At 64.2% G+C, this 21,629-nt stretch carries 25 protein-coding genes, 1 tRNA gene and 1 pseudogene; 4 read left to right on the top strand and 23 right to left on the bottom strand.

The genetic code is table 11. From position 1 onward, the window contains the following. The 18 genes and pseudogenes from BM136_RS24145 to BM136_RS24060 all read right to left on the bottom strand — a co-directional run. A pseudogene (locus BM136_RS24145) lies at positions 1-277 on the bottom strand (transposase); the annotation flags it as partial. Between the two features lie 224 nt (positions 278-501). Next, positions 502-1,839: a hypothetical protein gene (locus tag BM136_RS24140; protein ID WP_139219405.1), complete on the bottom strand. Its 1,338-nt coding sequence runs from the start codon at positions 1,837-1,839 to the stop codon at positions 502-504. Between the two features lie 70 nt (positions 1,840-1,909). Beyond that, positions 1,910-2,506 carry a hypothetical protein gene (locus BM136_RS24135; RefSeq protein WP_254775745.1) on the bottom strand — a complete coding sequence of 199 codons (597 nt, stop codon included), beginning with the start codon at positions 2,504-2,506 and terminating at the stop codon, positions 1,910-1,912. A gap of 511 nt (positions 2,507-3,017) precedes the next feature. After that, positions 3,018-4,073 (bottom strand): serine hydrolase domain-containing protein, encoded by a 1,056-nt coding sequence (locus BM136_RS24130; protein WP_092976778.1) that lies wholly within the window; start codon positions 4,071-4,073, stop codon positions 3,018-3,020. A 132-nt stretch (positions 4,074-4,205) separates the two neighbouring features. Continuing rightward, positions 4,206-4,281 (bottom strand) — tRNA-Ala (locus BM136_RS24125). A gap of 48 nt (positions 4,282-4,329) precedes the next feature. Then, positions 4,330-6,051 (bottom strand): thiosulfohydrolase SoxB, encoded by a 1,722-nt coding sequence (soxB, locus tag BM136_RS24120; RefSeq protein ID WP_092976775.1) that lies wholly within the window; start codon positions 6,049-6,051, stop codon positions 4,330-4,332. Then, the gene (locus BM136_RS24115; protein ID WP_092976772.1) at positions 6,048-6,560 is read right to left on the bottom strand and encodes a TlpA family protein disulfide reductase; all 513 of its coding nucleotides are present in this window, start codon (positions 6,558-6,560) and stop codon (positions 6,048-6,050) included. The genes soxB and BM136_RS24115 overlap by 4 nt, the downstream gene beginning before the upstream one ends. Before the next feature lie 12 nt (positions 6,561-6,572). Beyond that, complete coding sequence (gene soxX / locus BM136_RS24110) at positions 6,573-7,235, bottom strand: sulfur oxidation c-type cytochrome SoxX (protein ID WP_092976769.1); 663 nt, start codon at positions 7,233-7,235, stop codon at positions 6,573-6,575. A gap of 16 nt (positions 7,236-7,251) precedes the next feature. Next, entirely contained in the window at positions 7,252-8,052 is an 801-nt protein-coding gene (soxA, locus tag BM136_RS24105; RefSeq protein WP_092976766.1) for a sulfur oxidation c-type cytochrome SoxA, read from the bottom strand. Positions 8,053-8,092: 40 nt separating this feature from the next. Then, positions 8,093-8,548, bottom strand: coding sequence for a DsrE family protein (locus BM136_RS24100; RefSeq protein ID WP_092976763.1), 456 nt, complete (start codon positions 8,546-8,548; stop codon positions 8,093-8,095). Positions 8,549-8,564: 16 nt separating this feature from the next. Further along, positions 8,565-8,876: a thiosulfate oxidation carrier complex protein SoxZ gene (soxZ, locus tag BM136_RS24095; protein WP_004628733.1), complete on the bottom strand. Its 312-nt coding sequence runs from the start codon at positions 8,874-8,876 to the stop codon at positions 8,565-8,567. Positions 8,877-8,895: 19 nt separating this feature from the next. Then, positions 8,896-9,366: a thiosulfate oxidation carrier protein SoxY gene (gene soxY / locus BM136_RS24090; RefSeq protein WP_092976761.1), complete on the bottom strand. Its 471-nt coding sequence runs from the start codon at positions 9,364-9,366 to the stop codon at positions 8,896-8,898. Positions 9,367-9,376: 10 nt separating this feature from the next. Continuing rightward, positions 9,377-9,724: a c-type cytochrome gene (locus BM136_RS24085; protein WP_092976758.1), complete on the bottom strand. Its 348-nt coding sequence runs from the start codon at positions 9,722-9,724 to the stop codon at positions 9,377-9,379. Positions 9,725-9,882: 158 nt separating this feature from the next. After that, a complete protein-coding gene (locus BM136_RS24080) occupies positions 9,883-10,770 on the bottom strand; it encodes an EamA family transporter (RefSeq protein ID WP_092976756.1) in 888 nt (295 codons plus the stop codon). A 122-nt stretch (positions 10,771-10,892) separates the two neighbouring features. After that, entirely contained in the window at positions 10,893-12,185 is a 1,293-nt protein-coding gene (locus tag BM136_RS24075; RefSeq protein WP_092976753.1) for an NAD(P)/FAD-dependent oxidoreductase, read from the bottom strand. After that, complete coding sequence (locus BM136_RS24070; RefSeq protein WP_092976750.1) at positions 12,182-12,538, bottom strand: c-type cytochrome; 357 nt, start codon at positions 12,536-12,538, stop codon at positions 12,182-12,184. Before BM136_RS24070 ends, BM136_RS24075 begins: the two co-directional genes overlap by 4 nt. A gap of 133 nt (positions 12,539-12,671) precedes the next feature. After that, complete coding sequence (locus BM136_RS24065) at positions 12,672-13,490, bottom strand: BON domain-containing protein (RefSeq protein ID WP_092976747.1); 819 nt, start codon at positions 13,488-13,490, stop codon at positions 12,672-12,674. A gap of 51 nt (positions 13,491-13,541) precedes the next feature. Continuing rightward, on the bottom strand, positions 13,542-13,919 hold the full coding sequence (locus BM136_RS24060; RefSeq protein ID WP_045204725.1) for a YraN family protein: 378 nt from the start codon (positions 13,917-13,919) through the stop codon (positions 13,542-13,544). Between the two features lie 35 nt (positions 13,920-13,954). On the opposite strand from BM136_RS24060, the gene rsmI reads away from it, so the two are divergent. Further along, positions 13,955-14,857 (top strand): 16S rRNA (cytidine(1402)-2'-O)-methyltransferase, encoded by a 903-nt coding sequence (gene rsmI, locus BM136_RS24055; RefSeq protein WP_092976744.1) that lies wholly within the window; start codon positions 13,955-13,957, stop codon positions 14,855-14,857. Positions 14,858-14,883: 26 nt separating this feature from the next. On the opposite strand, the gene BM136_RS24050 is transcribed toward rsmI, so the two are convergent. Then, positions 14,884-15,615: a septal ring lytic transglycosylase RlpA family protein gene (locus tag BM136_RS24050; protein WP_175537211.1), complete on the bottom strand. Its 732-nt coding sequence runs from the start codon at positions 15,613-15,615 to the stop codon at positions 14,884-14,886. A 201-nt stretch (positions 15,616-15,816) separates the two neighbouring features. Here BM136_RS24050 and BM136_RS24045 point away from each other — a divergent pair, with 201 nt between their 5' ends. From BM136_RS24045 to BM136_RS25780, 3 genes are all read left to right on the top strand, one after another. Continuing rightward, positions 15,817-16,473 (top strand): MBL fold metallo-hydrolase, encoded by a 657-nt coding sequence (locus tag BM136_RS24045; protein ID WP_092976787.1) that lies wholly within the window; start codon positions 15,817-15,819, stop codon positions 16,471-16,473. Further along, entirely contained in the window at positions 16,470-17,201 is a 732-nt protein-coding gene (locus BM136_RS24040; protein WP_092976738.1) for a 3'-5' exonuclease family protein, read from the top strand. The genes BM136_RS24045 and BM136_RS24040 overlap by 4 nt, the downstream gene beginning before the upstream one ends. Before the next feature lie 274 nt (positions 17,202-17,475). Further along, the gene (locus BM136_RS25780) at positions 17,476-17,742 is read left to right on the top strand and encodes a hypothetical protein (RefSeq protein WP_092976735.1); all 267 of its coding nucleotides are present in this window, start codon (positions 17,476-17,478) and stop codon (positions 17,740-17,742) included. 125 nt (positions 17,743-17,867) lie between these two features. Here the strand turns inward: BM136_RS25780 and arsC are convergent, their stop codons facing one another. The 4 genes from arsC to alc form a co-directional block, all read right to left on the bottom strand. Then, positions 17,868-18,218 carry an arsenate reductase (glutaredoxin) gene (gene arsC / locus BM136_RS24030; RefSeq protein ID WP_092976732.1) on the bottom strand — a complete coding sequence of 117 codons (351 nt, stop codon included), beginning with the start codon at positions 18,216-18,218 and terminating at the stop codon, positions 17,868-17,870. Between the two features lie 177 nt (positions 18,219-18,395). Further along, a complete protein-coding gene (locus BM136_RS24025) occupies positions 18,396-19,670 on the bottom strand; it encodes a M20/M25/M40 family metallo-hydrolase (RefSeq protein ID WP_092976729.1) in 1,275 nt (424 codons plus the stop codon). Between the two features lie 93 nt (positions 19,671-19,763). Beyond that, on the bottom strand, positions 19,764-20,291 hold the full coding sequence (locus BM136_RS24020; protein ID WP_092976726.1) for an ureidoglycolate lyase: 528 nt from the start codon (positions 20,289-20,291) through the stop codon (positions 19,764-19,766). Further along, positions 20,288-21,298, bottom strand: a complete 1,011-nt coding sequence (gene alc / locus BM136_RS24015; RefSeq protein WP_092976723.1) for an allantoicase — start codon at positions 21,296-21,298, stop codon at positions 20,288-20,290. Before alc ends, BM136_RS24020 begins: the two co-directional genes overlap by 4 nt. Positions 21,299-21,629 lie beyond the last annotated feature (331 nt).

Raw genomic sequence — 21,629 nt, 5'->3', positions numbered from 1 at the left:
ACCCGGATTGCTTGGCAAAGTACGCTGCGGCCTTTTTTAGGATGTCGCGCTCCTCGGTCACCCGCTTGAGTTCAGCCTTGAGCCGGCGCACCTCCTCGGATTGCGATACCTGCCCTTGCGGCTCTGCCACGGGCTGGCGTCGCTGTTTGATCCACTGGTACAGGCTGTGCTGGCTCACGCCTAACCGCTGCGCGACCTCGGCCACGCTGTGGCCTCTATCCACGACCTGATTGACCGCCTCGACCCTGAATTCTTCGGTGTATCTCTGTGCACTCATCGCACCTCCTGTCTAACCTCTAGTTTGAGGCTCACAGGTGTCTACTGGGGCCGGGGCGATTCAGTTGGAGTTTTGCTTGACAAGCAATGTCGGTGAGTTGGTGCCGAGAGGTGGCCGGGCAATATCAAAAAGCGGCGGTTCAGTCGAATCGCTATGCGCACGCTCATAGCCCTTAAGGTTATGAGCCTCCTCCGATGGAGGAGGGCATCGCGTGTCCGTCATGGTCAAGTTTGTGCCGCTCCTGCTGCGGCCTTTTCAGATGTGGCCGCTTCCTCGGACGGGTCTTTGCTGACTACTGCTTTCAAGCGGCGAGCGGCATTCGGAAAGCGCTGCATGAACTCGAGAAACTCTTTGGACTGCAGCAGTTCGTGCCATGGACTTCCCGGGACATTAGTTTCGATAAGACGCAATGGAATCTCGTCCAATCGGCCCAAAGCTGTCGAGAACAATTGGGCTTGCAATTCTGCGTCAAGTGTCTTGGCTTCCGCTTTGTACCCCTCATAAGCCTTCGCCAAAGCAGCCTTATACCCATAGTCTTCGGCCAAGCGGAAGCGCTGCCCAATTTGCTTAGTGGCGACCCATGAAATCCATACGGCGGGAGCAAGGGACAGACAACTGAGGGTAATGTGCACCGCCACGACACCCCAATCCGGCTTACCTGTAACGGCAGCCAATATGACGGGAAAGCGTAACCATCCAATCACACCGCCCGCTGCGAGCGCTATCGCCAGAATGCCAGTCCATAGCCAAGTCGACAGACCGAGGGATTGGGATTTTTTGGCAAAGGCGGAAGCCAGACCTTGCGACGTGGCAGCGCTATACGCACTGTCCAACTTGCTCCGAACATCCATGGCCCCAGAAAGGGCCTCAGCAAGAGCAATTTTGGATTTTTCCGCTTCTTCTGCACTTTGCTTTGCTTCGACTTCATGTCGGACTGCAGCCTTCTTCGCCTCCGCCACCTCTTTGAGCGCATCGGCCAGATCTTTCTGCGTAGCAGGAAGGTCTTCCGCAGCATCGTGAGCATCTTTGATCGTTGCCAACATCAATCTGACTTGATTGATGTCACCCATCGCATCCTGCAGGTTACTCAAAGCAACTCTGGATTGCCGACGAAGAGTGACGGGGAGGGCCAATACGCCCTTCATATCCGATACCGAAACAGTTCGTCCGACCCACAACTCAAGGGCATACAAGAACGCGACAATAGAACACGCCGCCAGAGGCCCTTGATTTAGATTCGCCGCATTAGTGCTCGTTACGATTGACGTTCTGTCAGCGAAACTTTGTAGCTGCCCGGCGACCTGCTCGCTTGAAGTCGACCAGTCCAGGGCTTCAATCTTCGCAGCAACACCTAACGCAGCGTTGACCAAATCGTTGCGATCTAAAGGCGGTGCTTGCCATCCCCACACGTCACTGAATCGCCGAGGTTCCGGGGCCTCCTTTAACGTAGCCGCCAATTTTTGAAGGCCTTGTACAAGGGCGTCAGCGATCGATTGACTGGATGTTGATTCCGGCATGATAGGTAAAGAGTATTTTTTGACGATATCGAATATAGGACACAAGCTTATTCCGTCCTAACCGAGCGAAGACGCATATGTTGCTGTGGGGACTATTCTTCCGCGGATCGGCTCCCTAGCAATGCAACTCATTCATCCGCTTACGGATGTAGTTCAAGTTGTCCCGCCACGGCGACATCTGCTGCGTAGTCACAGACAGCCGCAAAATCCCATCTCGATCCGCCTTAAGCCGCGCGCATTCCGCGTTAACACTGCTGACCTGCTGCTGAACCGCAACCGCCTCAGCCGCCAAGTCCCGATCCCGCTGCGCCATCCGCTGATCCCACTGCCGCGCAAGCTGCTCTTCCGCGCGCTTCGCTGCTGCCGCAGCCTCTTCGATCTCGCGTTGACGAGCATTGCCCGGCGCATCGGTGGGCGCATTGCCCACGAGCGCGCGCATCGCCTGCCCGCACGGCGCTTCCGTGTAGACCGTCTGCCCGTTGATCACGCATTTGTTCACACCGGCCGGAGGCGTGGTGGCCCGCGCTGTGGGTTGCTGCACCGGGGGCATGGGCTGACGCTGTGGCGGCGCCGTGGTGGGTGCCGGCTGTGTTGAAGCAGCCTGCTGGCTAGGCACGGCTGCGCCATTGCCAGTGAGCCGCAATTGCTTCGCGGCGATGTAGACGACCAGAAGAACGGCCACCCACACCATCAAGGAAACGATCCAGTGCACGCCTTGCTTGGCGCCCTGGGGTGGCTTGCCATACCAGCGGGCGTATTCCTTCTGCCAGTCTGGATTGCGCAGCTGCGGCGCTCGACGGTCTCTGAACCAATCGCGATCTTGTACTCCCACGACCCTCACCCCTTTCTATGGCGGCTTGTTTGTTATTTGCTGGAACCGCGCCAGACATAATCCGCTGGCCGGATATAAGTGGTGCCCCTGCTCCCGGCGACGATCTACGCTACAACGAATTTATCCGGCGCGAAATGCCACAAATTGGGGTATCGAACACACGCCTTGCCAAGGCTCAAAAATACATAACGCCTTGCAACTGGCAAACGCCACCACCGGCTATTCGCCTGCTTTGATATTTCTCTTTGATTTTTAGTGGGAAAGCGCCGAGTACCTATGCGACGAGAACCGCGAGCCTCCCCGCTGGCGTTAGTCTCGTCGTAAATCAAATGGGTTAGGCAGCTTGTGACTGTGCGTAGAACTTAGGCCTTCAGTCGCCCGACCTTGGCTCTCAGCCCAGCATCGAAAAACGAAAGACACCGTGCTCTGCGGGAATGGTGGCCTGCGCGAGCGGAGCGGCCAATGGCATTCCGTCCGCGCTATTGGTAAAGAGGACGAATCCGTTTCGCGATGACAGCGACACCATGGCAAATGCGCGATACCCAGGGTTGTTTCCCCAATGCCAGAGGTAGGCGTCGTGGTTGGTCGTCTCGATGCCCCATCCGTATCCCCATGTCAGGCCCAATGCAGGGTCAACGGCGATGGGCTTGGCGAGGGTCAGCTCCAGCAAGGCGGTGTCGGCCAGCAGTGCCGAAATGAGCTTCGCGTAGTCCTCCGCCGTGGTGTAGAGCGACGCAGCCGCGTTGGCCTCGCTGAACACCAACTGCGAGCGTGAACTGCCGTTCACCAGGCGCTCGCGAATGTTGTCCGTCAGATGCAGTGCGGAATGCCGCATGCCGATCGGCTGGAAAACAGACTTCGACACGCAGGTTTCATACGCCTCGCCAGTGACGGCACTGATGACTGCCTGCAAGAGCACATAGCCCTCGCCCGAGTATTGCCACCGCGTGCCCGGCTCAAACGCAGGAACGAGCTTGCCGCTTGTCCAGTTTGGTAGACCCGAGCTGTGATTCAGCAGCGTCGCTACAGGAATCTGCGCCAATGTGCTCGCAGGGACGAGATCGACCAGGGCGGCCTTTTGGGGGTTAAAGGGGTGCTGACGGTGTTTGTAGCCATCGGGCAGATAGCGCGAAACCGGCGCCTGCAGATCGAGCCGCCCCTCGCGCACCAGATTCAGCGCAACAAACGCGGTCACGGGCTTGGTCAGAGAGGCCGCTTGATATACAGCTCCAGGCCGAATCGGGGGCTCTTGCGAGCAACTTGACACCACCGTGGCGGTGCTGGGCTTTCCAGCCGCGAGGATGGCGTAGCTTGCCGCGCAAACGCGGAGCCGACGAGCGAGAGCGGGAAAGGGTTCGCCGCCGAACTTGGAAAGGTCGGTTGCGCAAGACGCCAGGAACGGCGCCAGCGCTCCGGCTGCAATGAATGCTCGACGCGGAATTGCCATCTATCGCCTTCTCGTTGATCGTTGATCGTTGCCCGCCTATCTAACCCACGCCACGCCGGCAATAAAAAACCCGCGACGCTCAACGCTTCGCGGGTTTTTTGGGGCATCGCTCATCAAACGCTGCCAGTAACTTGGTGGACCGAAGGAGGATCGAACTCCCGACCTCCGCATTGCGAACGCGGCGCTCTCCCAGCTGAGCTATCGGCCCGTGGAAAATGAGTCTACCCGAACTCCCGGGGCGCTTTCAATCGGGGGTTTAACCCGCGTTTTCCATGCCCGGATTGCCTTCCATGCCCACAATGCGCGGCGTGTTCAGCGGCCTTGCGGTCACTTCGCGCTGGTCGCGCAGCCAGTCGGCCAGCACGTCCCACACGGGGCGCCCGCCCGCCTTGCGAGCTTCGGGCGACACGGCGGCCCAGCCGGCCACTTTGTAGCGGCGGTCGGCGTCGATGGGCTTGCCGTCACCCGGCCCCAGGCGCATGTCGGTAATGCGCTGGCCCATGGGCTTCATCGGGTCGATGGTGTAGCGCAGGCCGCCGGTGCGCACCATGTCGCCGCCCTGCTGGTAGTACGGGTCTGGGTTGAACAGGTTGTCGGCCACGTCTTCCAGCACGGTCTTGATGGTGGCACCCGTCATCTCGGTGAGCGTGGTGGCCGGGTAGGTGATGGCGGTCTGGGCCATCAGCGCTTCCATGGTCAGGGCCTCGCCGGGCAGCAGCGTGGTGCCCCAGCGGAAGCCGGGCGAGAAGGCAATCTCGGCGCCCTGCGCGTGCATGAGGCCATCAACGATGAGCTGGTCGAACGTGCCGTTGAAGTTGCCGCGCCGGTACAGCAGGCCGCGGTTGGTGGCCAGCGTTTCGCCCAGCTTGTCTTGGTACGGCGCCCGCACGCGGTCAATCAGCGCCGTCATGGCGGGGTCGGGCGGCAGCAGGTCGGCAAACACGGGCAGCAGCGTATAGCGGATATCGCGCACGGTGCCGCCGCGCACATCCAGATCGAGCACGCCGACAAACTTGCCGTTGGCGCCCGCATTGGTGACGAGCGTCACGCCGCCCGGGTTGCTGACCTTGACGGGCGCGGGCACGGCATCGTGCGTGTGCCCGCCCAGGATGGCGTCCAACCCGCGCACGCGCGAGGCGAGCTTCAGGTCGACATCCATGCCGTTGTGCGACAGCAGCACGACCACCTTGGCGCCCTTGGCGCGCGCCTCGTCAATCATCTTCTGCAGCCGCTCTTCCTGAATGCCGAAGGTCCAGTCGGGCGTGAAATCCGCCGGGTGGGCGATGGGCGTGTACGGAAACGCCTGCCCGATGATGGCGACCGGCACGCCGTTCAGCTCGCGCAGCACATACGGGTCGAACACCGGGTCACCAAAGTCCGCGGTCTGGATGTTCTGCGCAACAAAGGCGACCTTGTTCTTGAAGTCGTGATCGACCACGTGGCGCACGCGGTCTGCGCCGTAGGTCATCTCCCAGTGCGGGGTCATGACGTCCACGCCCAGCGCCAGGGCCGCGTCGACCATGTCCTGGCCGTTGGTCCACAACGCGGTGGCGGAGCCCTGCCACGTGTCGCCGCCGTCCAGCAGCAGCGCATTCGGGCGCGTGGCGCGCAGCCGCTTGATGAGCGTGGCCAGATGCGCGAAGCCGCCCATGCGGCCGTAGCGGCGGGCGGCCTCGGTAAAGTCGAGCGCGGTAAAGGCGTGCGCGGCGCGCGAGCCCGGCGCAATGCCGTAACGCTTGAGCAGCGCGTGCCCCACCAGATGCGGCGGCTGGCCGGCCCATTGCGCCACGCCCAGGTTGACGCTGGGTTCGCGGTATTCGATGGGCAGCAACTGCGCGTGGCAGTCGGTGAAGTGCAGCAGGTGGATGTTGCCGAAGCGCGGCACGTCATAGCTGAACGTATCTGCGTGCGCGTCGGTCAGGCGCAGGCCGGCGGCTGCGGCAATCGCCAGGGCTTGAACGAATTCGCGACGGTTCATTGCTTGGGGCTGTGTGCGTAGCGGGCCAGGTCGGCCACGTCGTCTTCCAGCATCTCGCCAACTTCCTTGCGCACCACGCGGCCCTTGGCGTCGAGCACGAGCAGTTCGGGCAGGCCCTTGCGTGGGCCGGTGGCGGCGCACAGCGCGTCGGTTTCCATCGTCACCGGAAAGGTGAAGGCGCGCTTGGCGACGTAGTCCTTCGCGAGCTGCGGGTTGGCGTCGATGCTGATGGTGAGGATGCGCAGGTCAGTACCGCGCGTGGCGTCGTAGAGCTTTTGCAGGCGCGGGTTCTGCAGCGCGCAGAACGGGCACCACGACGCCCACGTGGCGATGATGACGGGGTGCCCGCGCCATGCATCGCCCGGCACGCGCGTGCCGTCGAGCAATTGCACGTCGGGCAGCGTCACCACATCGCCCACTTCGACGGCCTGCGCATGATTGGCAAACTGCGTGGCGGCAAACACCATCGCCACTGCCGTCCACATCAGGAACCGTCGAAGCGTATGCATGGCGTTATCGCCTTACTGGTTCACAGGCGAGGCCGGGTCGAACAACAACGCCATCACGTCGCGAATCTGCTGCTCGGTGAGGATGCCCTTGTGCCCAAAGCGCGGCATGTTGGAGCACGCCGCATACGCGTTGGAGTTGTAGATCTTGCCCCACGTGTAGCGCAGGATCGCTTCCGAATCCCCACGCAGCTTGCCGTACTGGTACAGCGACGGGCCGATGGTGCCGTACGACACCTCGTCTTTCGACAGGCGGTGGCAGGCATAGCAGTTGGCGCCGTTCGCGCCGCCGGCCGGGTCGGAGAACTGCATGCCGCGGCCGCTCTGCGCAGTCTTCTCGCCTTCCTTCCAGTCGCCCAGCCAGGTGTTGTCAGCCGGGTAATGGATGGTCTTGAGCTGCGCATCTTCCAGCTTCTTGGCCACGGCGGCGGGCACGGCGTTGCGGTCTGCAAACTGGCTGCAGACCTTCTGCACGTCGTCGCGGTCGGTCACGCCTTCCACGGTGGCCGGGCCCTTGGAGACAAAGCTCTCTTGGATGACCTTGGCGAGGGCCGCGTCGGCCTTTGCATCGGGCTTGGGCGCGGTGACGGCCTTGGAGGTGGCGTCCGCTGCGTGCGCGGTGCCGGCAGCCAGCGCCAATGTGAGCGCCGTCAGAACGATGGGGGTCAGTCGGGTCATACGTGGCCTCATCGTGTCATCGTTTGATGGACGGCGCGTCCATCTTGCCGCCGTTGGCGTTGCGGGCGAGGAACATCTCCAGCGCGGTAATCACCTCGCTGCCGTAGAGCGGTTCCGGAAAGCGCTGCTGGCGCAGGCAGTCGTACAGGCGGTGCTGCATCGTGCGTACCTCGCCCTGCGACACGCGATACCCCGGCCATGTGGAATACGCAAAGCGCGCACCGTCGGCGGTCAGCAAGTCAGGCAGCTCCTGCAGGCGGATGCGCAAACCCGGCTGGGCATGGCACGTGGCGCAGGCAAAGTCATACGCGCCGCCACGGTAGAAGAACATGCGGCGGCCGAGTTCATACACGCGCTTTTCTTCGGGGTGGGCGAGCGGAATGTCGATGGCCGCGCCGCGCGATTCCGAAGCCACGTACGCCATCAGGCGTTCAATGTCCGACGCCTTGCCGGGCGACGAGAACGGGCGGGCCGATGCCTCTTCCTTGGTCAGCCCCTGCAGCGTCATGCGGCAATGCATGAGGCGCTGTTCGGCGTCCATCACGCGGCCGGTGTCTTTGAAGAAGCGCGGCAGCTTGGCGTAGGCGCCCTTCACCACGCCGGGGCCCAGGCCCAGGTCGCACGCTTCGAGCGAGGCCTGCTTGGGGCCGGCGGGCTTCTTCCAGAGTTCTTCGCCGGCGGCTTCCCAGAGTTCGGCCGGGTTGCCGTCGGCCAGCATCTCGCGGTACTGCGCGATGCCGGCGGCGGTGCTGTCCTTGGCGTCCTGCGCGGATGCCATTACGGCGCCGCCGGCTGCCAACGCCGCAGCCAGCACCATCGTCCATGTCTTGTGTTTCACGGTCCCCTCCGTGGGTCGCCTACGGTTTGATATAGGCGAAACCTTCTTCCTGCTGCAAGCGGGTGATTTCCACCACACCGGCCGGCACCACCTTGGCTTCGAGCAGCAGCTTGTCTTCCGGCACCTTGAACGCCATCAGCGAGTTGTGGCACACGCGAAACTCCACGCCCATGCTGGCCAGCGCCGCCACCGGTGCATCAAACGGGCGACCCTGCGCATCCTTGGCGCCTTCAACCAGAAACTCGATGCCGTGGCCGAGTGCCACCACCACGATCTTCGTGCCGGGCGCGCCGTTCAGATGGTTGCGCAGGTTGCCGATGGCGCGCATGGCTTGGTCGATGCCTTCGCTCAGTTGGTAGACCACCTTGTAGCGGGCACCGGCGCCGCCAGCGCGCGGGGCATTCTGGGCTGCGGCCTTGCCGGCCACACCCAAAGCCGCCAGCGCGGCGGTCACACGAAAGAAGCTGCGTCGCATTTGGGCCTCCGGGCCTTTACTGGATAGACGTCTCGTCGGTGCGCTTGTCGCCGTGGTTGTCGACCCACGTGACCGTCACCTTGTCGCCCTTGGCGCCGCCCTTGAACTTGAAATTGAGGAACGGATCCTTCGACACGGCCGGGCCAAACTGGGCGTCGAGCACCGTCTTGCCGCTGTGCTGCACCGTCACGTTGGTGATGTGCCAGGCCGGTACGACCTTGCCGGACGCGTCTTTGCGCTGGCCGGTTTCCATGTCGTGCTTCATCAGGATCTTCACGTCGGTGGTGCCGCCGTTTTCCATTGCGCGAATGCGCATCGGGTCTGCCATGGTGTGTTTCTCCTGATGTTTAACCGCCGCAGCCACCAAGGGTGACCTTCACTTCCTTAGCTGCCAGCACCCATTTGCCGTTGGCGCGCACGGCGGCGTAGACCGTTGACGTCTCGCCCATCTTCACGCGCGTGCTCACAAACGGGTCGGTCCCGGCCGGAATGGCGAACGTTGCAGCCAGCGTGTTCGGGTTCTTTTCAACCAGGATGGCGATGAGGTCGGTGCCGGGCAGCGTGCTCGTCACGACCAGCGGCACCACGGCGCCGTTTTCGGCGATGTCCGGTGCGGTGAGCTGGATGCCCGCGCCGCCCTTGTCGACCGCGCCGCCGCCCAGTTGCTTGAGCACGTCGTTCACGCCCTTCACGGCAAAGGCGGCCTTGTTCCATTCGGCCGCCTGGGCCGGCGTGGCGATGCCGGCGGACACCAGCAGCGCCATCATGGCGCCGGCGCGCAGCACGTCGCGGCGGCTCAGGTTGATTGCGTCGTTCATCGTCCGTTCCTCACTTGGCCGGGGCGCCCGCGAGCACCCAGTCAATCACGGTCTTCAGATCGGCATCGGCGATCTTCGGGTTGGCCGGCATCGGGATCTGGCCCCAGTTGCCCATGCCGCCTTCGCGCACTTTCTTGATGAGCTTGGCTTGCGCGCCCGCATCGCCCTTGTATTTGGCGGCAACGTCCTGGTAGGCCGGGCCGACGAGCTTGCGGTCGACGGCGTGGCAGCCCATGCAGGCGTTCTGGTTGGCGATGGACTGCGCGCGGGCAGCATCAACGGCAGCCAGCGCGTGCGTGGCGGACAGCGCCAGGCCGGCCAGCACCGCCGCAGCGGCGAGCGTGGGGGCGAACTTCATGTGGTCTCCAGAAGACGAGGCTGCCCGCATGCGTGTGCGGGCGAAATGGCGGGAATCGGACCCGGTATTGTGCCCGAAACGGGCCAAATCCTATGTCGCCCGCAAAGCAAAACGCCCGGTACCTTTCGGCCCGGGCGCTTGTTTTGGGAATGCGGCGATCAGGCCATCGCCCGCCGCGCGGCCAGCCGACCACCAAATACGTTGAGCAGCAGCCCGGCCATGACCACGGCGCCGCCCAGCCATTGGGCAGGCACCAGGCGCTCGCCAAGCAGCACGGCCGCCGACACCAGTCCCACCACCGGGACCAGCAGCGTGAGCGGCGCGACCTGGCTGGCCGCATAGCGCGCCAGCAGGCGGCTCCACAGGCTGTAGCCGAAGATGGTGGCACCAAAAGACAGGTAGACGATCGCGCCGATGCTCGACGCACTGATGTTCGCCAGGCTGTGCGCGATCTGCTCCGGCCCCTCCAGCCAGTACGACAGCAGGAAGAACGGAACCGGCGGGATGACGGCGCCCCACACCACCAGGCTCACCACATTCACCGGCCCGATCCGCTTGGTGACGATGTTGCCGCTGGCCCACGAAAACGCCGCGCACAGCGTCAGCAGGAAACCGGCGGTGGTCATGCCCGTGACCGAGCCGCCACCCGCCATGCCGATGATCGCCAGACCGCCCGCGGCCACCGCCATGCCCCCCAGATGGAACCAGCGGATCGGCTCGCGCAGCACGATGGCGGCAATCGTCAGCGTAAAGAAGGCCTGCGACTGCAGCACCAGCGAGGCCAGCCCCGCCGGCATGCCCACGTACATGGCCGAGAACAGGAACGCGAACTGCCCGAAGCTGATGGTGGCGCCATAAGCCACCAGCCACTTGAGCGCAATCTTGGGGCGCGGCACGAACAGCACGGCCGGGAACGCGACCAGCGCAAAGCGCAGCGCACCCAGCAGCATGGGCGGCACGCCATGCAGGCCCACCTTGATGACGACGAAGTTGACGCCCCACACCAGCACAACGGTCAGGGCCAGCAGCAGATCCTTGGGAGACATGATGATCGGAAGGTTCAGACGGCCGCCCGTGCGGCCACATGACGCACTGTAGGCGCGGGCCGCTTAGGCGACTTGCACAATCTTGCGCATTGTTTGTGCCGGGCGCCTCGGCCTTGCCCTCCTTAGCCCAGCATGTCCGACCAGATGGCGCGGCTCCAGCCCTGGGCCAGCTTGCCCTCCGCTGCGGAAGGTGCATCGGAAAGCCCACCGGCGCCGGGCACCGTCACCATGGTGTGCTCGGCCACGTCGTAGCGGTGCACGGTTGCCACGTGCATCGCTTCGTCGGGCGTGGCAAAGCTGTAACAGGTGTTGGTGTACAGCGGTGACGCATCGGGCGCGTGGCCGGCCAGCATCGCCACCACGGCGGCGGCGGCCACCTTGCCGTGCTGATTGGCCATGTGACCCGACTTGGGCATCAGCGGCGCAGTCTGGATGGCATCGCCAATCACATGCACGCCCGGCGCCACCTTCGATTCGAACGAGAGGAAGTCCACCTCGCACCAGCGCCCATTGGCCGTCGCCAACCCGGCTTGCACGGCAATCGCTCCGGCGCGCTGCGGCGGGATCAGGTTGACGACATCGGCCTGCACGTCGTCTTGCACATCGAACTTGAGCACGCGGCCCGTGGCATCGATGTCGACGGCGTTGTATTGCGGGCGATATTCAATGTGCTGCGGATAACGTTCAGCCCAGACGCGCTTGAACAGCGCGCCCTTGGAGGTGACGTCATCGTTGGCATCGAGGATGAGTACGCGCGAATCCGGCTTGGCGCGCTGCAACCAATGGGCGATCAGGCACGCGCGCTCGTACGGCGCGGGCGGGCAGCGGTACGGCGCCAGCGGAATGCTGATCGCCACCGTACCGCCGTTGGGCATGGCTTCGAGCCGGTGGCGCAACGCCTGCGTCTGCATGCCGGCCTTCCATGCGTGCGGCGCCTGTGCGGCAGTGGCCGCATTGGCGAGACCGGGAATCGCCCCCGGCACGAAGTCGATACCGGGCGAGAGGATCAGCCGGTCGAAATCGAGCGTGCCGCCGCCGGTCAGCCGCACCTGCTTTGCGCCAAGGTCGATGGCCGATGCGCGATCGCGCACCCACCGCACGCCGTGGCGCTCAACCAGTGCGTCATACGGCACGGTGATGGACGCCATGTCACGGTCGCCCGACAGCACGAGATTCGACAGCGGGCACGAGACGAACGCGGCGTTCGGCTCAACCAGCGTCACGTCGACACGGCCACCGGAAAACACTCGCACGTATTTGGCTGCCGTCGCGCCGCCGTAGCCGCCGCCCACCACCACCACGCGCGCATTGCGCACGCCCGACAGCGATGCGCATGCGGCCAGCGGCCCCGCCAGCGCGGTTGCCCCGAGCGCGCGCAGGAGTGCGCGTCGATCCTTGCGCAAGGATTCACTCATGGCGCCTCCTGCGGTTGGCGCGACAGCCAGCCGGCAATGGCAACAATCTGCCCATCGTCATAACCGCGGGCGATCTGGCCCATCACCGTAGACGGGCGCGTGCCGCTGCGGAAGGCCTGCATCGCGTCGATCAACTCGGCTTGGGAGCGACCGGCCAGCGGCGGCAGGGTCTGCGCGGGAAGCTTGGCACCGGGCGCGGTATCGGCGTGATGGCAGCTGGCGCACGTGGCAGCCCAGGTGCGGGCCTGCAGATTGGTGGGGGGATGATCGGCCGCATGGGCCACATCGGGCGCGGGGGCCGTAAGCAGCGCCGCAAGCAATGCTGCGAGGGCAAGGCGGTGGACGACGGGCATCGGGAGGCTGCGAAGTCGCGGAAGCGTCATACGCTAACACGCACGGCCAGCCGTGTGCCCTGTGATGCGTGCAGCCAACAAAAAACGCAGCGCGGTGGCTGCGTTCCTTGCGAATCGATGTTGCGGACGTGGCTTACGGCAATTGCTTGCCCGGCGGCAGCGCTGGTGAGTTGGTCGGCTGCACCGTCACGCCCGGCGAGGCCGATGTGACGGGTGCCGGTGCCTGCGTGGCCGTCGGCGTACCCTGCACCGGCGCCGGCGTGCCTTGCGATGCATCGGGCGCCGTCGACGCGTTGGTCGACGTGGCGTTGGCGTCCAGGCGCTTGCGCTCGTCTTCGCTCACGTAGTCGAACACCTTGACGACCTTGTTCACGCCGCCCACCGTGCGCACGGCTTCGGTGGCCTTGTTGCCTTCGGCCTCGGTCACCACGCCCATCAGGAAGACGGTCTGCGCTTCGGTCGTCACCTTGATGGAGTTCCAGGGCACGCCTTCCGTGCCGGCCAGCACGCTCTTCACCTTGGTGGTGATGTACGTATCGTTGGTGCGCGAGCCGAACGTGCTCGACACCGGCGTCACCACGATCTCGTTGACGACCTCACGTGCGTTCTGCAACTTCTGTGCGTATTGGCCGATCTCCTGCTTGGTCTGCTCGGTGCCGGCCTCGCCGGTCAGCAGGACCTTGCGGTTGTAGACCGTCACGTTCACGTGGGCGCGGCCGTCGTAGCGCGAGATCAGCGTGTTCTCGGCTTCCATCTGCAGGCCGCGGTCGATGGTCTGGGTGGCGGTCGGGCGGCGGTCGGTGGCGAGCGCCACGCCGCCGGCCACGGCACCGGCAAACAGCGGGAAGCAGGCGGTCAACTGCGTTGCGGTAATGCCGGCCAGGGCGGCCAGCACGGCGGTGCGCTTGACCGTGTGACGGAAGCGGGCAAACGTAGGCGACGAGAGTTTCATGCTGTCCTTGAATGAAGTCCGGAAGAAAGAAGAGCGAGGTTCATGCGAGGTTTAGGCGTCGGCACCGAAGGCATCGCGCATCCATTCGATACGCGCACCATCGATGGCGATAACGTCAAAACGGCAGGCGGGCACCTCTTCAGCCTGCCGTGCGAGAAAATCTTCGGCCGCGGCAATCAGGCGACGCTGCTTGGCGGGCGTGACACTCGCGGCCGCCCCGCCGAAGCGCTGCGTGGAGCGCGCCACGCGGGCACGCACTTCGACGAATACCAGGGCGCCAGCCGCATCGCGCATCACCAGATCGATCTCACCGCCCTTGCAGCGATAATTGCGGCTGACCACCGCCAACCCGCGCGCTTGCAAGTAGCGCAGCGCACGGTCTTCACCGGCTTCACCGGTGGCGGCTGTGATGGTCTGCGGCGCATGCATGTGCGGTTTGAACCAAGTGACTGAGAGAAGTTCTCGTGAGTGATCCTGACTGGACCCTGCTGGCGCATGACCAGCACTATCCCGCCGGCGCATTATATGTGGTGGCCACCCCCATCGGGAACGCTGCCGACGTGTCGCTGCGGGCGCGTTACGTGCTGGGCCTCGTCGACGCGGTGGCCTGCGAAGACACGCGCAACACCGGGCAACTGCTCAATCGGCTGGGCCTGTCTCGACCGATGCTCGCGGCGCACCAGCACAACGAGCGAGAAGCCGCTGCACGCATCGTCGCGCGCTTGGCGCAGGGCGAGCGCATCGCCTATGTGTCCGATGCAGGCACGCCCGGCGTGTCGGACCCGGGCTCGCGCATTGTCGAGGCGGTGCGCGCGGCGGGCCAGCGCGTGATTCCGCTGCCTGGCGCCAGCGCCGTGGTGACGGCGCTTTCCGCCGCGGGCGAATTGCTCGACACGTCGGAAGGGCAGTTCACCTTTGTCGGCTTCCTGCCACCCAAGGCCGGCCAACGCGAGGCGGAGATCCGCCAATGGGCGGCGCACGGACCGGCATGGGTTCTGTACGAGGCGCCGCATCGCATTGAGGCCACACTCGCCGCGTTGGCCGAGCACCTGCCCGCGCGACGCATCCTGATCGGCCGCGAGTTGACCAAGCTCTTTGAGCAGATCGTCGTGCTGCCCGCTGCGCAGGCACCTGCATGGCTTGCCGCCGACGCCTCGCACGGCAAGGGCGAATTCGTGTTGGTGGTGGAAGGCGCAGGCGCGCAGGACGCGGCACCGACCGCGATGGCGGCGGATCAGGTCTTGCGTCTGCTGTTGACCGAGCTGCCCGCCAAGCGCGCAGCCAAGCTGGCCGGCGCGATTACAGGCGCGTCGGTCGACACGCTGTATCAGAGCGCGCTGGCGCTGAAAAACGAAGGGAAAGACTGAGGCAGGAAGGCGGCCGGATCAGCGGATCAGCGGCGCTTGGCGCGACGCTTGATCGCCTTCTTCTTGACCGGTGCGGGCTCGTCACCGCCCACATCGGCATCGCCGTCGTTGCTGGCGACATCGGTTTGCGTCAGCTCAGGGCGCAGCGCTTCGACTTCAGCGCGCGACAGGCGGCGGATTTCCACCTGCGTCGAACCGCGCTTGACGAAGTCGAGTCGCTTGGCAGCGGCATACGACATGTCGAGGATGCGCTTGCCGTAGTACGGGCCGCGATCCGTCACCTTGGCCACGACCACGCGGTCGTTGGCGAGGTTGCGCACCAGCACCCAGCTCTGCAGCGGCAGCGACGGGTGCGCCACCGTGAAGGCGTTCATGTTGAAGCGCTCGCCGCTGGCGGTGCGGCGGCCGTGGAAGCCGCGGCCGTACCACGAGGCCAGGCCGCGCTGTTCAAACGTACCGAGGTCGGCGCGCAGGCCGGGGCTCGTATCGGTGTTCTCGTCGAGCTTGAGGCTGCTCGAGTCCGGCACGCCGCGGAACGACAGCGTGCCCCATGCATCGGGGTTGTCGCGCGGGTCGGCCACCTTCAGCGCGGGCGCGGCGGGCTTGCTCGCCTGCAGACCGGATTGCCCACCCGCGGGCGGCTCGCCAGGAACAGCGGCACAGCCCGCCAGCACCAGCAGCGCGGTGCCATGCGTCAACCAGACACGCAGCGTGCGGCCGGCCGAACGGCTGGAATTGAGGTGGGTCAACTTAAGCATGGCCGCGAGTCTAACATGCATGCTTCGACCGATTATTTACATTTCCTATTAAAACGATCACATCATGCTGTCATCTCGCACCAATTTTGTAAAATTTTCTTTCCGATGTAACAGCACACCCCGCGAGCCCAGTGCTGGCGCGGGCTCGGGCCGATACAATCGGGTTATCCCTGCCATTTGCAAATGCGCACACAAGATCACATGAAAGTCGTTGTCGTCCCCGTTACGCCGTTTGAACAGAACTGCACGCTGCTGATTGGCGACGATGGTGCTGCCGCCGTCACCGATCCGGGCGGCGATATCGACCGCATCCTGGCCGCCGCCCAGCAGCACGGCGCGCGCATCGAAAAAATCCTGCTCACGCATGGCCACGTCGACCACTGCGCCGCCGCCGATGCCCTGCGCACGCAGCTTGGCGTGCCCATCGAAGGGCCGCAGAAGGATGAGGCGTTCTGGATCGATCAACTGCCCATGCAGAGCCAGCGCTTTGGCTTCCCGCCCGCCAAGGCCTTCGTGCCCGACCGTTGGCTGGAAGACGGCGACACCGTAGAAGCCGCCGGCCGCACGCTGCAGGTGTTCCACTGCCCCGGCCACACGCCCGGCCACGTGGTGTTCTTCAGCCCGGAAGACCGCGTTGCCATCGTCGGCGATGTGCTGTTCGCGGGGTCGATCGGCCGCACGGACTTCCCGCGCGGCAACCATGCGGACCTGATCAACGCAATCCGCACCAAGCTTTGGCCGCTCGGCGACGACGTTACGTTTGTGCCGGGCCATGGGCCTGTTTCGACCTTTGGCGATGAGCGTGCCAGCAACCCGTACGTCGCTGATCGCCTGTTTGCCAACGAAGGCTCAACATGAGCGGGACCGCCAACACCAGCCCCAAGGACGGCGCCAACGAAAGCGACGACCCCTTCGCCGACACCGCACCTGCTGCGCCGGCCGACAAGCCCCGCCGCAAGCGCGGCAACCAGCCGCCCGATACGCGGCCCGAAATCTACGTCAGCACCGACATCGAGGCCGACGGCCCCATCCCCGGCCCGCATTCGATGCTGAGCTTTGCCAGCGCGGCGTACCTGGCCGACAAGACGCTTGTCGGCACCTTTGAAGCGAACCTCGAAACGCTGCCGGGCGCCGAGGGCCATCCGATCCAGATGCAATGGTGGAAGACGCAGCCCGAGGCGTGGGCGGCATGCCGCGCCAACCTTGAAGCGCCCGAGCTGGCCCTGCCGCGTTACGTGGAGTGGGTCGAGAGTCTGCCGGGCAAGCCGGTGTTCGTGGCGTTTCCGGCGGGCTTCGATTTCACGTTCATGTTCTGGTACATGATGCGTTTTGCCGGGCGCTCGCCGTTTGGCTGGGCGGCGCTCGACATCAAGACGCTGGCCTTTGCGCTCACGGGTATGCCGTATCGGCGCAACGTCAAAGCGGCCTTTCCCGATCACTGGCACGACCCGCTACCGCACACGCATATCGCGCTGGATGACGCGAAAGAGCAAGGCGCCCTCTTCTGCAACATGCTTACCGAGTTGCGCAAACGCGAAGCCGAGCGCGCTTCGGCACAAGTGTCCCAGCAATCTGCTCAGGATTGAGCGCCGGGCACGTCACGCATTTCACGAAGACCCGCACGCGGTTTGCCTCTTGCCCGCGTGATGCGCGCACCATGCCGCAACGCAACTTGCAGCGCCGCAAACCCCCGTCTACGCTGGGCTTGTGCGAGCGACCAGACGACTGCGCCACCAGGCGCCGACAAGCAAAGCCACTCGCATACGCCATTTGCTTGCCGTATCGTTTTCGGGCCGCACGTGCCCCCGACGCCGGTGCGTGCCGGCGTCGGCTATCAGCCAACAACGGGGAGGTACCGCGATGCGATTTTCCCGTGACGCGTTTGACACGCAACACTTGCGAGCGATGACGGAGCGCTTGCATTGGCATCGCAAATCATCTGCGAAGGCGGTTCCGTTGAGCATGCGTGCGCAGCATCTGCATCACACGCACAGCAACGCACACCACGACGCAGACGTCATGAAAGTCGCCATGGTCTCGACCGCGGCGGCGCTGGCAGTGGTGCTTGCCGCCCTGCTGGCAATTGGTTTCGGGTCAGAAATGGCCCGATGGATGGGCCTGGAATAAACCGGTGCCCTTGCGCGTCTTGACGGACGCAGCCCCGGCCCTCGCGCAAGGCGAGATACGGCCACCCCTGAACGGCCTGTCCGATGGAAATCGGCAGGCCGTTCAACTTTGTGGGGCACGGTGAATTACTTCAAGAACGCATCGAGCGCCTCGGGCGTGCGACCGATGGTGGCGCGGCCATTGCGAACGAGCACCGGACGCTGCAACAGCTTGGGATGTGCTGCGATCGCCTTGAGCAGCGCGTCGTCGGATGCATCGGCCAGATTGAGCTGCGCGTATTCGTCTTCGTTTTGGCGGACAAGGCTGCGCAGCGGGGTGTCGAGTTGCGCTGCGAGCTTTTTGAGGTCAGCCAGCGTGGGCGGCGTCGTCAGATATTCGATGACGTCGAGTTGTTCGCCTTTTTCTGCGGCGAAGGATTGCGCTTGTTCGAGGGCGGTGCGGGATTTGGAGCAGCGGGGGTTGTGGTAGATCTGCATGGGCTCTGGTGTTGGCTTGATGGAACGTGCCCCAATCTTAAGGGCTGGCGCTTGGTGGTTGGTTTCGTGGTTGGTGTTGGGGGGATTCGTGATTTTTGTTTTTGTGGTGCATCCCTTGTTTCATCCCCTGCCGGGGCTGAAAGGGGGATGGACCACCAAGACAAAAACAAAACAACATCACCCGCCCAACAACTCCCCCACAGCACACCCCACCACCACAGTCGCGCCCCGCAAATCATTCAACCGCAGGTTTTCATCGGTGTTGTGCCCACGCGCTTCCATCAATGTACGCGGGCCCGCGCCATACAGCACCGTCGGCACGCCATGCGCCGTGTAATGCCGGGCATCGGTATACAGCGGCACGCCGTGCACCGGCACATCGCCACCGAACACCGCCAACGCATTCCGTCGCAGCGCGCCAATCAGCGCGTCCACACCCGGCAGTTCAGCAAGCGGCTGCGCCAGCAGAATGCGTTCGACTGAAACCTCGATCCCCGGCCGTTCTGCAGCCGCGCGCTCAATCACCGCGCGCAGTTCGCCTTCTGCATCGCGGCCGGCTTCTTCAGGAATCATCCGGCGGTCAACGCGGAACGTCACCAGATCGGGCACTACGTTGGTGTTGATGCCACCTTGGATCAACCCGACGTTGAGCGTCGCGTGGTCAATGCCCGGCACGGCGGATTTGCGCGTCGCGAGTTCCGCGCGATAGGCATACACGGCTTGCAGGATGTGCGTGGCCGCTTCGATGGCGTCGATGCCCGTATGCGGCATGGCGGCGTGCGCCTGCTTGCCGCGCACCGTCACCTGCACGTGCAGGCAGCCGTTGTGCGCCGACGTTATGCCATAAGCAAAACCCGCCGAGATCGCGTAATCGGGCTTGCTCAGGCCTTGATCGAGCAGCCACTTCGGGCCGATGTCACCGCCGGTTTCTTCGTCGTATGTGAAGTGCAATTCGACCGTGCCGTTGAGCTTTGCGCCACGCTTCTCCGCATCGATCAGCGCGAGGAGCGCCCACGTGTAGGTTGCAAAATCTGACTTCGACACCGCCACGCCGCGGCCGAACATGGTCGGGCCGTGTTCGGTCTCGACGATCTCGCCACCGTAGGGGTCGTGCGTCCAGCCCAGGCCCGGCGGGACGACATCGCCGTGTGCATTCATGGCGACCGTGAGGCCGCCACTGCCGAACGTGTGACGCACGATCAGGTTGGTGGCGCTGACCATGCCGGCGGCGCGTACCTGCGCCTGCGGCACGGCATGCGCCTCGACCTTCAGGCCCAGCGCCTCCAGCAGCGCCTTGGCACGCGCGGCATGCGGTGCGCAATCGCCGGAAGGGTTGTCCGACGGCACCTTCACAAGCTCGCGCAGGAAATCAATCTGCTGCGCGTGCGCGGCCTCGACAAACGCGCGGATATCCGCATCGATGCCGGGGGTGGCGAGTTGAGCCTGGGTCATGTCGATGTCTCCCTGCTTGTAGTGGGACGAAGATTGAAAGTGACTGAGCCCCCGTTGTGCGGGGGCTCAGTATTGATGCCGATGAAGAGAGACTTATAGCGCGGCCTGCATGGCCTCGGCGGTCAACCACACCGATTCGGCCAGGTCTTGCTCGTCGCAGTTGTGGCCTTCGCCACCGCGGTCGACGACAAGGAAATCGCTCACCTCGCCCAGCGCCAGCAGCGGGTGATGCCACACGCCGCGCGCGTAGTTCACCCCTTGCCAGCCGCGTGAGACGAACGCGCGCAACTTGGACGGGTCCAGCTCGCCGGCCGGCGCCACGACCACCAGATACGGCTTGTCGTTCTGTGGGATGAAGGCCTGGCTGCCACGCGGGTGGCGCTCCAGCATCTTCACCTCGAACGGCAGCGCACGCGGCTGGCCACGGAACAGGCTGATCAGCGCGCGGCCGCCCTCGCCCACATCCACGTTGGCGAGGTCATGAAAGCGGATGGTCGTGCCCTGGTTGATGGGGAATTGCTTGGCCCCGTCCAGCTCGATTACATCGCCGAACGGCGCGAAGGCTTCGCGCGTGAGCGGCTCGATTGTCAGCGCAACGCGTGCAGCGGTCTCTTGGCTCATTCGAGCACCCCCCACAAGCGCAGACGCGACACGCCGCCATCCGGGAACATGTTGAAGCGCACGTGCGTCACGATGCCGAGGTCGGCGATTTCCGCCTCGTAGTAGTGCTGCAGATCCATCTGCAGCTTCTGCTCGGGCAGCAGCGTCTGCCAGAACATCGCTTGCGTCTTCAGCGAGCTGTCGGTGCCGCCCACCACGCGTGCGGCCTGGATGGAAACGCGGTCAGCGAAGTTGCCCTTGAAGTGCGCGGTGTCGACTTCGATCTTGCGGATGCGGCCCGGGTTGGCCAGGGCGATCACGCACCAGTCGTTGCCCGGTTCGCGGCGGCGGCGCGTTTCCCAGCCGTCGCCCATGTTCACGCCACGGCCCGGCATCAGCATACGCGAGGCCGGCCCGAAGTGTTCGTTGTTGGCTTCGACCACATAGGCGCCGTTTTCCATGGCGGCCAGGTCGAACAGCTTGGTGCGGTCTGCGCCCTTCCAGTCGACTTGCGGCTGGCCGTACACGCGCAGCCGCGCGATGCCGCCGTCCGGGAAGATGTTCACGCGCAGGTGCGTGAAGGCTTGCGCGCACGTCACGGCCACGTAGGCGTGGCTGTTGCCTTGCAGCGTGGTCGACGGAACGATTTCGGTCCACTGCGTAGCTTCGGTCGGCTCGCCATCCGGCAGATAAGCGGCTTCAATGGAAGCGGCCGGCGGGAAGTTGCCGGTGAAGTGGCTGGTGTCGATATCCACACCCTTCACCACGCCCGGGCGGGCCAGGCGGACGATGCAATGGTCATAACCACCGTTGCGGCGACGGCGCGTTTCCCAGCCATCCATCCACTTGCCGTGATCGTCGTACTTGCCGGGAATGAAGACCGCCGGCTCGGGGTTGAGCATGCGGTCTTTCGGCGCGAAGAATTCGTCGGTCGCGAACGTGGCCTCTGCGCCAAGGCGGGGGTCCGCCAGGTTCGGATATCGGCGCGTGAAATCCGGCGCGTTCGGATCGAGCGTGGGCATCGCCATGTGGAACTCCTTGGTATTTGTCTCTGGATGTTATACGGCCGCCCCATCGAACAAAAACGGCGAGTAAGAACACTCGAAACTGTAGCGATGGGAACGCCGGAAGTGCAGCGTAGATGGCGGAAACACAAGGCTTCGCGGGACTGCATGAGTCGATCCTAGCATGTGAATTCAAAAATTGCATACAAAAATTGGATGACCTATGATGCCGTCAACGCTCAACAATTCATCGCGACAATTTGTTGCGACGCAGCGAGCGAAACAAGGCCGTGACGACAATCGCAACCAACTGAATTAGACGATTGGGCGCGGCTTGAGACATCAGTAATCCAAA

Source organism: Ralstonia sp. NFACC01, from assembly GCF_900115545.1.
In the GTDB taxonomy this organism is placed as follows: Bacteria; Pseudomonadota; Gammaproteobacteria; order Burkholderiales; family Burkholderiaceae; genus Ralstonia; species Ralstonia mojiangensis.
Note: the sequence above shows the minus strand (reverse complement) of the source record. Positions and strands in the feature narration are given on the sequence as shown.